Genomic DNA, 12,696 nt, shown 5'->3' on the forward strand with positions numbered 1-12,696 from the left:
GGGAGGCCGTTGTGCCACGCATTCCCGCGCTCACCGTCGACAAGGCAAGCTGGCTGGTCCGCCGCATGTACGGCTATGCGAAGAAGCGGTTCGGCGCGGTGCCCGAACCGTTCGCGGTGATGGCCCACCACCGCGGCATCATGATCGCCGCCGCGGTGACCGAGACCGCGGTCGAACGCGCCGCCAAGCACCTGCCGCACAGCCTCACCGACCTGGTCGTCTACCGGGTCGCCACCGAGCTGGGCTGCTCCTGGTGCGTGGACTTCGGCACCATGCTGCAGCGGCACAAGGGCCTGGACATCGAGCGGCTCAAGGAGATCCACGCCTACGCCGACTCGCCGCTGTTCACCGAGACCGAGAAGCTCGCCCTGGCCTACGCCGACGCGATCACCGCCTCGCCGGTGCGGGTCACCGACGAGCAGGTCGCCCAGCTCCGGGAACGGCTGGGGGACAAGGGACTCGTCGAGCTCACCTACCTGATCGCGGTGGAGAACCAGCGGGCCCGGTTCAACGACGCGCTCGGCATCGTCGACCAGGGCTTCACCTCCGGCGAAGCCTGCCGGGTGCCGCTGCCGGTGGCCGAGGCCGCCGTCACCAGGCGACGTTCGTGAGCTTCGCCGGGTTCACCACGTCGTAGATCGCCACGATCCGTCCGTCCCGGACCGCCAGCGTCGACACGCGGCGGTCCACCGGACGGTGCCCGTCGCCGCCGTCGGTCTGGGCCAGGAAGCCCAGGTCGCCGTTGACCAGCACCGGGGTGATCCCGGTGCGCACCGACTCCGGCCCGTACTGCCGCAACAGGCCGAGGGCGAAGCGGGCCACCTTGTCCGCGCCGACCACTGGCCGCCGCGCGGTGCGCGCCTGGCCGCCGGAGTCGCCGATGACCACCACGTCCGGGTGCAGCACCGCCAGCAGCGCGTTCATGTCCCCGCTGGCCAGCGCCGAGGTGAACCGCTCAAGCACGGCCCGCTGCTCGGCCAGCTCGGCCCGCGGCGGGGGGTCGGCCTCGGTGACCGCGCGCCGCGCGCGGGAGGCCAGCTGCCGGGCCGCCGCCGGGGTCACGCCCAGCGCGGCCGCGATCTCCGGGAACGGCACCCCGAACGCGTCGTGCAGCACGAACGCCACCCGCTGCTCCGGGGTCAGCTCGTGCAGCACCACCATGGCCGCCATCCGCACGCCGTCCTCGCGCACCGCGACGTCCAGCGGATCCTCACTCGGCTGGGTGGTCAGCGGGCTCACCACCGGCTCCGGCAGCCAGGAACCGACGTAGCGCTCACGCTGCGCGCTGGCCGCCTTGAGCCGATCGAGGCAGATCCGGCCCACCACCGTGGTCAGCCAGGCCCGCAGGTCACGGATCTCCGCCCGCGCGGCAGCGGTCAGCCCGGCCAGCCGCAGCCAGGCGTCCTGCACCGCGTCCTCGGCGTCGGCCCTGGTCCCGGTGATGCGGTAGGCGACCCCGATGAGGTGCCCCCGGTGCTCGCTGAACACCGTGGCCAGGGTCTCGTCGCTGACGGTCACACGCCCATCCTGGACTACTCCTAGACTTGCCCCTGTGGCAGGACGAATCCGGGACAGCGACATAGCCGAGGTCCGTGATCGGTGCCGGATCGACATCGTGGTCGGCGAGTACGTCAACCTTGGCCGAGCCGGCGGCGGCACGCTGAAGGGGCTGTGTCCCTTCCACGACGAGAAGACCGCGTCGTTCAACGTGCGGCCCAGCAAGGGCACCTTCCACTGCTTCGGCTGCGGCGTCGGCGGCGACGTGATCCAGTTCGTCCAGCAGTACGAGCACATCGGCTTCGTCGAGGCGGTGGAGCGGCTGGCCGACAGCATCGGCTACCGGCTCACCTACACCGGCGGCGGCGCGACCGTGCAGCGCGACCGCGGCACCAAGACCCGGATGCTGGAGGCGCACAAGGCCGCCGCCCAGTTCTACGTCGAGCAGCTGCAGACCCCGGATGCGGTCAAGGCGCGCGAGTTCCTCACCGAGCGCGGGTTCGACCAGGCCGCCGCGGACCGGTTCGGCTGCGGGTTCGCCCCCGCCGGCTGGGACAAGCTGACCCGCCACCTCATCGGCCGCGGCTTCGAGCTGGACGAGCTGTACAAGTGCGGGCTGGCCAAGGAGGGGCGGCAGGGGCCGATCGACCGGTTCCACCGCAGGCTGCTCTGGCCGCTGAAGGACCTCGGCGGCGAGGTGGTCGGCTTCGGCGCGCGCCGGATCTTCCCGGACGACCCGATCGAGGCCAAGTACGTCAACACCAGCGAGAGCCCGATCTTCAAGAAGTCGCACGTGCTCTTCGGCATCGACCTGGCCAAGCGGGAGATCGCCCGCAGGCGCCAGGTGGTCGTGGTCGAGGGCTACACCGACGTGATGGCCATGCACCTGGCCGAGGTGCCCACCGCGGTCGCCTCCTGCGGCACCGCCTTCGGCGCCGACCACATCTCGGTGCTGCGGCGGCTGCTGATGGACGACGACGCCTTCCGCGGCGAGGTCATCTTCACCTTCGACGGCGACGCGGCCGGGCAGAAGGCCGCGCTGAAGGCCTTCGACGACGAGCAGAAGTTCGCCGCCCAGACCTTCATCGCGATCGCCCCCGACGGCATGGACCCCTGCGAGCTCCGCCAGGACAAGGGCGATGTGGCCGTGCGGGACCTGGTGGCGCGGCGGCAGCCGCTGTTCGCCTTCGCCATCCGCACCCTGCTCGCCGAGCACAACCTGGACACCGCCGAGGGCCGGGTGGAGGCGCTGCGCCGCACGGTGCCGCTGGTCGCCCAGATCAAGGAGGAGTCCCTCCGCGACGAGTACGGGCGGCAGCTGGCCGGCTGGGTCGGCTGGGACGACACCCCGGGGGTGCTGCGCCGGATCCGGGAGATCTCCGGCGGCAAGGCCGCCCCGGAGAAGACCCCGCGCCGCCGCCCGGTGGATCCGAACCAGGCCGCGCTGGCGGTGGAGGTGGACGGGCCGAGCAGGCCGTCCCCGCAGGACCCGCAGCTGCGCTCGCAGCGCGAGGTGCTCAAGGCGGCGATCCAGCTGCCCGGCATCGCGGGCCCCGCCTACGACTCGATCTCCGAAGAGGCCTTCACCCACCCCGCCTACCTGGAGCTGCACCGGTCGATCCTGGCCGCCGGCGGCACCTCCTGCGGGCTCTCCGGCGCCTCGTTCGTGGACGCGATCGTGCAGAAGTGCAAGCACTCGGTGGTGCGCTCGCTGGTGACCGAACTGGCGGTGGAGTCGCTGCGCACCAGGTCGGCCGAGGACCGCTACGTGCTGGGGCTGATCGCCAACATGCAGGCCAACCTGGTGGCCAGGCAGATCGCCGACATCAAGTCCAGGCTGCAACGCATCTCCCCGGTCACCGACGCCGACGAGTACCGCGCGCTCTTCGGCGACCTGGTGGCCATGGAGCAGTACCACAAGGGACTCCGCGAACAGGCGATGGGCGGCGTGTAGATGAGCTGGTGGGGACGCTTCACCGACAAGATCACCGGCGGCGTGCGGCTGCCCGAGGGCCTGGACGTGCCGCTGACCGGTGAGGAGCACATCCTGGCCTTCGCTGAGCTCACCGGCGGCGGCCACCTGGTCGCGACCTCGCACGCCCTGGTGGTGGCCGATGCGGACGGACAGCGCCGGATCCCCTGGCACCTGGTCAGCAAGGCGGTCTGGGGCAACGACGTGCTCGCGGTGACCGAGGCGCGCGAACACGGCACCGCGGGGGAGGCGGTGCTGCTGACCGACCAGCCGCCGCGCCGCTACCCGCTGGCGCAGGCCTACCGGCTGCCCGACGTGGTGCACGCCAGGGTCACCGGCTCCATCCGCTCCACCCACCGGCACGAGCTGCCCGGCGGCGGGGCGTGGTTCGTGCAGCGCAAGGTGCCCGGCCGCGACGGCGTGGTGCTGCAGGTGCGCGCCGACCCCGGTACCGACGAGGCGGCGGTGACCACGCTGGCCGCGGACGTGGCCCGCAAGATCCGCGAGGCCCAGGCCGGCGCCTTCTAGCCCGCACCTCCTTCGACGGGGTACCGCCCGCACCGCTCGCGCTATACAGTACGTACGTACGGTTTGCTAAGCGAGCTGGAGGTTGCCGCATGTGGGACCCGACCACCTACCTGGCCTTCGCCGGCCACCGGGAACGCCCGTTCTACGACCTGCTGGCTCGCGTCGGCGCCACCGACCCCCGGCACGTGGTCGACCTGGGCTGCGGCCCCGGCACGCTCACCCCGGTGCTGACCAGCCGCTGGCCCGCGGCCAAGATCACCGCCCTGGACTCCTCCGCCGAGATGGTGCAGGCGGCGAGGGCGGCCGGGATCGACGCGGAACTGCGCGACGTGCGCGACTGGCAGCCGGACCGCGACACCGACGTGGTGGTCTGCAACGCCGTGCTGCAGTGGGTCACCGGCCACCTCGACCTGCTGCCCGGCTGGCTGGACCGCCTGCCCAGCGGCGCCTGGTTCGCCTTCCAGGTGCCCGGCAACTTCCGCGAGCCCAGCCACACCATCCCGCGCGGCATCGCCGAAAGCCCAGCCTGGCGGGACACCCTGGCCGGCACGTTCCGCCCGGAGGACGCGGTGCCCCGGCCAGAGGTGTACGCGAGCGTGCTGGCCGCGGCAGGGTTCACCGCGGACGTGTGGGAGACGACCTACCTGCACGAGCTGCGCGGCGCCGACCCGGTGCTGAACTGGATCAGCGGCACCGCCCTCCGCCCGGTCCGCGCGGCCCTGGACGAGTCCGGCTGGCAGCAGTTCACCGCCGAACTGGCACCTCAGCTGCGCGCCGCCTACCCCGCGCACGGCCAGGACGTCACCTGGTTCCCGATGCGCCGGATCTTCGCCGTGGGCCACAAGAAATGAGCCCAGTGCGCGACAGGGCGCCCGGCGAGCCACCTGCCCGCCGGGCACGCCCTGACCGCGGTGCCTAGGCCCTGGTGGTCGAGGTCGGCGCGGTGGACTTGGGCGCCCCGGCGGACTTGGCGGACTCGCCAGTCTTGGCCGTCCCGCCACTGGCCCGCTGCCGATCAACCTCGGAGATCAGCTTGTCGCCCTGCCCGGCCTTCCCAGTCCCCTGGTCGTGCCGCCCGGCCTTCTTCTCCGACCACCCCATCTTCTCGTCGATCTTCGCCCGAACGGTCCCGGCGGTGCCCTGCACGGCCGGATGCTCCACCATGCGGTGGTACGTCCGGACCAGATCCTCGTACCGATCCCGTCCCGCGCGAGTACCAAGCACATACCCCACGGCGACCCCGAGCGCGAACCTGATCATGGCTCCTCCTCGTCTTGACCTGCGTGAACACCCGTGGTCACGGAGCGAAGATCCCCAACGAGGGGGGTGGTGAAAACCGCTCCGCGGAGTGCGCTAAGGTATTACCCGTCAGGCACCGCCGGACACATGCCAGTCCTCCGTAGCTCAACTGGCAGAGCATGCGACTGTTAATCGCAGGGTTGTTGGTTCGAGTCCAACCGGAGGAGCTTCACCCCAGGCCAGTGGCCTGGGGTTGTTTGCTTTCTAGATCAAACCCACACTCTACCCACACACTATTCTTGGTCCGCCCCAGCCGTGACCACGCATTCCAGCACCGCCTTCGCTCCGGTCGAGGCCCGCCGCCGCCCGAAGTAGTTGTCCTGGGTCATGGACACCTTGGCGTGACCGAGCTGGTCCGCAGCCTGCCGAGCTGTGAGCCCTGCCTCATCCATCAGGGTCGCCACCGTCTTCCGGTACACGTGACTGGTTACCCACTCGAACCCAGCCGCCTTGAAGATCACCCGAAGGTCGGCCTGCGTGTTACTCGGGTCCCGCAGCCCGCCGAGGGGAGCGGTGAACACCACACCCCACTGGTTCGGCTCCGCCACCCGCTTCCGCCGCTTGAGCGTGGCCACCATCCAGCCGGGCAGCTCCAACTTCCGGAACCCAGCCTTGGTCTTCGTCTTCGGCTGGATCACCAGGCCGACACCCCTGACCCGGACCACCGTGCCCCCGACTTCCACGGTCCCGCCGTCCAGATCGAGCGCATCCCAGGTGACCGCCGCCGCTTCACCGATCCGCAGCCCGGTAGCCAACATGAAGTCGGTGAGGTCAGGTAGATCCCAGTCCCGGGCCTGCTTGCTGGCGTGGATCTTCGCCCGCAACTCCCGGGCCTCCACCAGCTCCAGAGCCTGCGTCGGCTTCTTCGGCTGCACCTGGATCGCCGCGACGTCCCGCGCCGGGTTGGAGTCCATGGCGTCATGCCGCACCGCCATCCCGAACAGTCCACTGAGGACAGTCCGGGTCACCTTCGCCACTGATGGCCCGTGCTTCTTCCGGACCCCCTTCACCACCCGATCCACCCGCGAGACCGTCACCTCCCGGATGCGCAGGGCACCCAGCTCCGGGAACACCTGCTTGTCCAGGCGATCCCGATAGGCCCGCAACGTCCCCTCGGCCGGAGGGATGTCCCGCTCCTTCAGTTCGGCGAACCAGGCGTTCCCCAGGTCCTTCACGGTCGTGTTGGCGTTGATCTCCGCGCTCACGTCGATCAGGACCCGATCCCGGATTGCCTCTCGCAGCGCGTCCTGTGCCTTGCCCTTGGTCTTGCCGTGCCGCTCTATCGGCCGGGTGATCCCGTCGAAGTCCCGGAACTTGCAGCAGGCCCGGTAGCCGTTCTTGGTCGGGTATATCCGCACCTGCCCGGCCGTGCCGACAGGGAGAGGAGGCCGCCCCATCAGGCCACCTCGCTGTTGAGCTGGTCCACCCAGGTCTGGACGTCGCAGGGCCGGTACCGCAGGTACTTCCCGATTCGCCGCGCCGGAGGCCCGTAGTTCTTCGTCCGCCAGGCGTAGAGCGTCGTCACCGGCACCCCGAGGTACGCGGCCACGTCCTCCGCCGTCCACAAGCGCTGAACCTGTGCAGTCATCCCGTCCCCCTACGCCGCCGCCGGTTGAGTTGCCGAAAGATCCGGCGCTGTCGGCGGTGACTCCCCGGCCGCCAGCTGCGCCATGGAGTACTGCGCCTTCCACCTCAGCCGCTCCGCCACCGAGTGCATGAGCAGGTGCGCCCGGGGAGGCACGTCCGGGTCACCGGGCGCGACCTTCTGCCAGACCACCTGGCTGGTGTCCCGATCGGTGTCGAGGGTGACGCCGATGTCCAGCAGCAGTTGCCGAACGAACTGCTGTCGGTCATGGCGGTGGTCGCCGAGGGACTTGCCGGACCACTTCCGCGAGACCAGGACCCGCCGACCCGGCAGGCCGAGTGTGGAGCGGCGGTGCGCCTTGCCTTTGCACCGGCCGGGAGTCAAGTTCATCCGTGCCCCGGCAGGTTGGATGCCGTAGAGCAGCCAGACCGCGCAGCGGGGCGAGCACGGGGTGACCGCCAGCTCCTCATGCAGCCGGTCAGCATGCCGCCGCTGCCGGTCGGTGACTTCCTCGTGGCACTCGCTGATCGACTTGGTGAGGTACTTGGTCAGGTAGCCGATGTGCCGTCCGGCTTCCTCGGTGCCGCCGAGGATTCCCTTGGAGTGCACCTGCGTCCCGAACCGCACCACGTGTGCCGGGTCGGTGGCCTCTGGCCCGGGAAGGGCTTCCTCCCAGGTCGGCAGGGCCTGCCGGGTGTGCGGGTCGACGAAGCCCTTGGCCCGGTCGCACCAGACCGGCACGGCCTCGCCGGGGTAGGCGAGTTCGTCATGCTGGGGCCACCAGACCTGGTGGTAGGTGCCCGCGGTGACTAGTCGGACCAGTTCGTGCGGGATGGCCCCGCGGATTGCCGCGTGCCAGTGCGGCGCCAGCCTCCGCTGGGGTTCGACGGTGGAGAAGTACTGCACGTCGTAGCCCACCGCGCGGCGCAGGTTCTGCACCCACCGGTCGAGCAGGGCGGCGAAGTGCACCGCGTCGCGGGCGGCCCGCCGGTAGTCGTAGGTGTCGGGGTCGACCGGCGTGCCGTCCTCCCGCACCCGCCCGTAGGAGTCCAGGGTCAGCGTGAGGAACATCGAGGGGCGGAACCGTCTGGCGAACTCCCGGCCGACGGTGTGCTTGGAGATCCGCCGGCGTGGCAGTTCCGGCACGTCCTGCTTGCGCCGGGTCGAGCGCTTGACCGGCTTGGACAGGGGCGCGTCCAGCGCCGGGAGCTTGCCCCGCACGCCGCCGTCCCGCAGTTCCGCATCCACGGCCGCGACGGCTTCCCGAAGCTCCTCCATCCCGCTTTCGTCGCCCTCGGCCCGAGCAGTCTGGTAGTCCGCCCACAGCGTCGCGCGCAGTTCGGTCAGGGCTTCCTGATCGGCCGTGGGCGGGGCGGGGGTGAAGTCGGGTTCGTCGGTCAGGTGCCAGCCTTCGCGGCACTGGGCCATCCGCAGCTTCCGGGCCTTGTCCGCGCAGGGGGCGCAGACCGAGGCGACGGTGGAGCCGCAGGCCACCGGCAGGACATCGACGCGGCCGGTGGCGTAGTCCAACCTGCGTTGCGCCAGCGGCCGGATGCACACGCCGTTGGCCTCGGCCAGGGAGCGCACCACGTCCAGCGCGAGGGGCTGGCGCATCCGCTCAGCCCGCGTCACGTGCTCGCTCATGCGGCCACCTCGCCGTCGAGGTCGTAGCCACCACCGGGGAAGGGCAGCACCTCCGCGTGCACAACGTCCCGCCCGGTCACGTAGTCGACCAGCCGCCGCAAATCGGCATCGGTGACGTGGAATGCCCTGGCGCGCAACGGTTCCCGCCGCCCGTCGACCTTCACCCAGGCCACACCGGGCGTGCCCTCGCTGATCTCGTGAGCGGCGGCCCCGCGTTGCCGGACACCTTCGCCCAGCACCATGTCCACCTGGGCGGCTTCATCCAGGCGCAGGGCGACCTTGGTGCCGAACAGGTGCCGGAAGGACACGATTTCCTTGCGCGGGTCCTGGACCAGGCCGAGGACGGCGAAGCCGGGTGCGCGGCCCTGGGAGGCGATGGTCTGCACCGCCCGCACCGCACGTTCCCTCAGCGCCTTGTCGCTCTGGTAGGCGATCACATCGGCCAGCTCATCAACCACCAGCAGCGTGAACGGCTCCCCAGTGCCGGGCTTCCACCGCCGCAGCAGACCCCGGTACCGCTGCGCCCGCTCCTTCAGCTCCGCCGCCAAGCCCTCTAACAGCTCCACGGCCTCGACGCCGTTGGTGTAGGCGAGCCGGTGGAACAGCTCCGGAGCCTGTCCCAGTTCCATGCCGCCCTTGGGGTCGATGCCCACCAGGCGCACCAGCCCGGCCCGGATCGCCGGGGCCAAGGCCCACAGCAGCGACCACATCACCGAGCCCTTGCCCGCCCCGGTCGAGCCCACGATCAGCAGGTGGTTGCCCAACAGCCGCAGCGTGAACGGCCGCCCGCTCTCCGTGCGCCCGACAACCAGGCGCTTGAGATCGACCGCGGACTCCTTGGCCGCCAGCCCCGGCACAGCGATGGGACGTACCAGCGGGTCCCGGTGCACCAGGTCCAGTTCCAGACGGCCGGGCTTGCGAACTCGCACCCGGCAGGAGGTCGCACCGAAGGCGTGCGCCAGTCCGGAAGCGCGCAGCTCCCACTGCTCCGGGGCCTGCCCCTTGACCATCCGGACGCGCACCCGGTCCCGCCATCCGTCAGCGCGGACCCGGCCGAGCTTGGGCCGGTACTCCGACCCGTGCACCGACTTGGTGAGGTCGGCCAGGCGCATGACCGAACGCCACTGCCAGCCATAGACCGTCCAGCGTCGCCACTCGGTGCGGACCTCGCACCAGCAGAACCGCTCGAACGACGATCGATGCCCCCAGGCCCACCAGCCGAGCACGATGAGCACCAGGACGACGAACAGCCCGAGGTACCAGCCGCCGAGGTGCCGGTAACCGGACCAGATCAACAGGATCGCGAACACCGCAGCCGGGTAGCGCACGACGATCCGAACAGCCTGGACGACCAGCCAGCCCGCCGACCACACCAGCGCGACGGGCAGCAAGGCGAACTTGGCCCAGCCCGGCAGGAGCGTCCACCACGGCAGCCGAGGCCGGGTGATCTCCAACGCGGCCGGTTCAGCCAAAGGCTTGCGGGAGAAGGACATCACCGCTCACCACCCTCGATGCAGGCGATGCAGCGGAAGACCTGCGATCCGCCCACCACATGCCCAGCAGGCCGGAACGCCGCCTTACCGATCCCGCAAGCCTGGTTGCACCCCAGGCAGGCCAGCCCACCGGCCTGAGCCTCAGTGAGCTTCATTCGCTGCGCGGGAGCGCCATCCAGCCGGATCGGGTAGATGCCGGTCGTCTGCAGCCGGGCCAGCAGCCCGGACCAGACCTCAGCCTTGGACCGGCGGACCCGCCGCGTCGCACCGCTGGTCAGCAGGTCGGAGAAGTCCAGCGGCAGCCAACCTTCGCACACCCCGCACTGGTCATCTCCAGGCAACATGCGGGCGAACTTCCCGCAGGTCGAGCACCGCTGTTGCCCTTTTCGAGGGACCCCATCTGCCGGGAACTCGCCCGGACGCCGTACAGTCATTCTTGTTCACTTCCAGAGGTCGTGGACGGCACGAGAGCGGTGAGGTTCCTAGGCCGGTAACCGCTCTTGTGTCCTTCTCTTCCTTGCGCCGCAACAAGACATGCGGCATCGCCACGGCACCCACGGGTCCGTGTCAGTCCTTTGTGGATAGTCCTAAGTGGACGCTTCGGTCGCTACTCGCTCCGCTTGGGCTGCTGTAGCTCGTGGCGGTTCTGCGCCGCCTCCCGCTGCTGCTGTTGCTGGGTTTGCGCGAGGTGTGCCGAGGCGACGTGCCGGGCATAGCGTTCTGTCAACGCCGCGAACTCCCCAGCCATGCGCACCAGTTCCCGCGCGACCAGCACGGCCTGCGCCGCCCCGTCCGGGGTCTCGCGCACGGTGAAGGTCACGCCGCAGTGGCTGTCCGCGATCGCCAACATGGGCTGACCGGCCGAGAGCGTCAGCAGGGACACCGTGGTGCCCTCATCTGGCACCACCGACACGTGGACACTCATCCGCACTCACCCGCCACTGCCGCCGGAGCGACCTCGCCGCTGGCCACGGGCGTCATCTGCTCGTACAGCCGCTGGAAGTCGTCGCGGTCGAGCACGATGACGATCTTCTGCACCGGCCCGCCGAAGACGAGCAACAGGTTCTCGTCGTCCCACGGCGCGACCCGAATCGAGGTGTCGTCGTAGATGGAGATGGTCATGTCCATCCCCAGTTCATCCCGCGTGATGGGCATCGTCAGGCCGCCTTACCGCCGTCGGTGCCCTTGGCTGCACTCGGCCGGGAAGCCGAGGTCACCGCGGACTTGAACCCGGTCGCCCGGAACAGCCAGCCCTGGTACTTGAACTCACCGTTGCCGGACACGCGGGGCTCGACCGTCAGGCCGTCCAGCTCAATCGGCCGCATGCCAGGCAGTACCTCCGGCGCGGGCGGCACCGGCTGCACGTCAGCAAGGAACGTGATCTGGAAGGACGCGCGCTTGGCCTTCGTTTCGTCCGGGTCGGTCACGGTGCCGACCCACTGCCGCTTCCCGGTCACCGGGTCGACCTTCTGCCGGGGCGGCTTGCTCTTGTTCTCCTGGTACTCGAAGTCGGGCGCGATCTCGCCCACCAGGACGAGGCCCTTGCCGAACGCCTCATCGAACTCGATGGGGAACCGGTGCCCCCGCTGGATCGCCATGTCCGAGACCTCCCTGTTCGCTGGCCGTCTTGTCGGCCCCGTACCGCCAGGTCAGCGGCACATATCCAGGTTCGGCCCGGGTTCGTCCCGTCAAGATCGCATCGTGCTCTCGTCTGCGACTTCTGCCTCTCGCCTTGTCTCGTCTTGGTCTCGTTTCGGTGGTAGCCTCGTCCCGTCTCGTCTGGTCAGGAGGCCGAGATGACCCCACAGCCAACGCTGCTGAAGTACCTGCTCCGCCAGCGCCACTTGCAGGGCTACCGCGCCTTTTGCAAGGAGTACGACCGGGTGGCCAAGAAGGTTGACCCGGACCTGCGCGGCCAGTACCCGAGCAAGGCGCAGTTCTACCGCTGGCTCTCCGGCGAACTGATCGGCCTTCCGTATCCGGACCACTGCCGCATCCTGGAAGCGATGCTGCCCGGCCAGGGCATCGAGGCCCTGCTGTCGCCCCACGACCCGGACACCGCGCCACCCGTCCCGCAGGCCCCGCCGGCCGTTCTCCCCGCCGTTGGCGCGGGCACCTCCCCGGTGATCCGCCCCGCAGCCACCGAGGTCGGCGAGATCGTCTCCACCTATCCGCACCGCAACGCCATCCCGCCCGAGCTGTGGGACCGGCTGACCGCGAGCGCGACCGAGCACGTGGAGGTGCTGGTCCACGCCGCGCTATTCCTCACCGAGCGACCCACCTTCGTGCGCAGCCTGGCAACCAAGGCCACCGAAGGGGCCAAGATCCGACTCCTGTTCGGCGACCCGGCCAGCTCGGAAGTCGCCTTGCGCAGCGAGGAAGAGCGCTTGGGCGCGGAGACTCTAGGTGGCCGCATCCGCAACGCGCTGGCCTTCTACCGACCGCTGCAAGGAGTGGACGGCGTGGAGATCCGGTTCCACCGGACCACGCTCTACAACTCGATCTTCCGTTTCGACAACGAGATGATCGTCAACACCCATGTGTATGGGTTCCAGGGAGCACACGCGCCAGCACTGCACCTGCGGAGCCAACCCACGCAGGGCCTGTTCGACATCTACGCCGAGAGCTTCGAGACTGTCTGGAACCTGTCCGCGCCCGCAGACTTCTGAAGGGGAACC

General features: G+C 70.0%; 15 protein-coding genes and 1 tRNA gene. 6 read left to right on the forward strand and 10 right to left on the reverse strand.

The genetic code is table 11. The annotated features are described in order from the left end of the window. Window positions 1-11: 11 nt before the first annotated feature. Window positions 12-611 carry a carboxymuconolactone decarboxylase family protein gene (locus ACWDY5_RS12805; RefSeq protein WP_449722375.1) on the forward strand — a complete coding sequence of 200 codons (600 nt, stop codon included), beginning with the start codon at window positions 12-14 and terminating at the stop codon, window positions 609-611. Here the strand turns inward: ACWDY5_RS12805 and ACWDY5_RS12810 are convergent. Continuing rightward, window positions 592-1,518, reverse strand: coding sequence for a sigma-70 family RNA polymerase sigma factor (locus tag ACWDY5_RS12810; RefSeq protein ID WP_449722376.1), 927 nt, complete (start codon window positions 1,516-1,518; stop codon window positions 592-594). The genes ACWDY5_RS12805 and ACWDY5_RS12810 overlap by 20 nt on opposite strands. Window positions 1,519-1,552: 34 nt before the next feature. Between ACWDY5_RS12810 and dnaG the strand changes: the two genes are divergently transcribed. From dnaG to ACWDY5_RS12825, 3 genes are all read left to right on the forward strand, one after another. Then, complete coding sequence (gene dnaG / locus ACWDY5_RS12815; protein WP_449722377.1) at window positions 1,553-3,451, forward strand: DNA primase; 1,899 nt, start codon at window positions 1,553-1,555, stop codon at window positions 3,449-3,451. Further along, a complete protein-coding gene (locus ACWDY5_RS12820) occupies window positions 3,452-3,997 on the forward strand; it encodes a hypothetical protein (RefSeq protein ID WP_449722378.1) in 546 nt (181 codons plus the stop codon). It abuts the gene before it with no gap. Window positions 3,998-4,086: 89 nt separating this feature from the next. Then, the gene (locus tag ACWDY5_RS12825; protein WP_449722379.1) at window positions 4,087-4,848 is read left to right on the forward strand and encodes a trans-aconitate 2-methyltransferase; all 762 of its coding nucleotides are present in this window, start codon (window positions 4,087-4,089) and stop codon (window positions 4,846-4,848) included. A 64-nt stretch (window positions 4,849-4,912) separates the two neighbouring features. On the opposite strand, the gene ACWDY5_RS12830 is transcribed toward ACWDY5_RS12825, so the two are convergent. After that, complete coding sequence (locus ACWDY5_RS12830) at window positions 4,913-5,257, reverse strand: hypothetical protein (protein ID WP_449722380.1); 345 nt, start codon at window positions 5,255-5,257, stop codon at window positions 4,913-4,915. Window positions 5,258-5,390: 133 nt separating this feature from the next. On the opposite strand from ACWDY5_RS12830, the gene ACWDY5_RS12835 reads away from it, so the two are divergent. Further along, window positions 5,391-5,463 (forward strand) — tRNA-Asn (locus ACWDY5_RS12835). A 66-nt stretch (window positions 5,464-5,529) separates the two neighbouring features. Here the strand turns inward: ACWDY5_RS12835 and ACWDY5_RS12840 are convergent. The 8 genes from ACWDY5_RS12840 to ACWDY5_RS12875 form a co-directional block, all read right to left on the reverse strand. After that, window positions 5,530-6,693: a site-specific integrase gene (locus ACWDY5_RS12840; protein WP_449722381.1), complete on the reverse strand. Its 1,164-nt coding sequence runs from the start codon at window positions 6,691-6,693 to the stop codon at window positions 5,530-5,532. Next, window positions 6,693-6,884, reverse strand: coding sequence for a helix-turn-helix transcriptional regulator (locus ACWDY5_RS12845; protein WP_449722382.1), 192 nt, complete (start codon window positions 6,882-6,884; stop codon window positions 6,693-6,695). Before ACWDY5_RS12845 ends, ACWDY5_RS12840 begins: the two co-directional genes overlap by 1 nt. Window positions 6,885-6,893: 9 nt before the next feature. After that, entirely contained in the window at window positions 6,894-8,525 is a 1,632-nt protein-coding gene (locus tag ACWDY5_RS12850; protein WP_449722383.1) for a replication initiator, read from the reverse strand. After that, window positions 8,522-10,018, reverse strand: coding sequence for an FtsK/SpoIIIE domain-containing protein (locus tag ACWDY5_RS12855; RefSeq protein ID WP_449722384.1), 1,497 nt, complete (start codon window positions 10,016-10,018; stop codon window positions 8,522-8,524). The genes ACWDY5_RS12850 and ACWDY5_RS12855 overlap by 4 nt, the downstream gene beginning before the upstream one ends. Further along, the gene (locus ACWDY5_RS12860; protein WP_449722385.1) at window positions 10,018-10,362 is read right to left on the reverse strand and encodes a hypothetical protein; all 345 of its coding nucleotides are present in this window, start codon (window positions 10,360-10,362) and stop codon (window positions 10,018-10,020) included. Before ACWDY5_RS12860 ends, ACWDY5_RS12855 begins: the two co-directional genes overlap by 1 nt. Before the next feature lie 263 nt (window positions 10,363-10,625). Continuing rightward, entirely contained in the window at window positions 10,626-10,943 is a 318-nt protein-coding gene (locus tag ACWDY5_RS12865; protein WP_449722386.1) for a hypothetical protein, read from the reverse strand. Continuing rightward, the gene (locus ACWDY5_RS12870; protein ID WP_247759659.1) at window positions 10,940-11,140 is read right to left on the reverse strand and encodes a hypothetical protein; all 201 of its coding nucleotides are present in this window, start codon (window positions 11,138-11,140) and stop codon (window positions 10,940-10,942) included. The genes ACWDY5_RS12865 and ACWDY5_RS12870 overlap by 4 nt, the downstream gene beginning before the upstream one ends. A 35-nt stretch (window positions 11,141-11,175) precedes the next feature. Next, complete coding sequence (locus ACWDY5_RS12875; RefSeq protein ID WP_449722387.1) at window positions 11,176-11,616, reverse strand: hypothetical protein; 441 nt, start codon at window positions 11,614-11,616, stop codon at window positions 11,176-11,178. 198 nt (window positions 11,617-11,814) lie between these two features. Here ACWDY5_RS12875 and ACWDY5_RS12880 point away from each other — a divergent pair, with 198 nt between their 5' ends. Next, window positions 11,815-12,687 carry a DUF5919 domain-containing protein gene (locus ACWDY5_RS12880; protein ID WP_449722388.1) on the forward strand — a complete coding sequence of 291 codons (873 nt, stop codon included), beginning with the start codon at window positions 11,815-11,817 and terminating at the stop codon, window positions 12,685-12,687. Window positions 12,688-12,696 lie beyond the last annotated feature (9 nt).

Source organism: Crossiella sp. NPDC003009 (genome assembly GCF_053591555.1).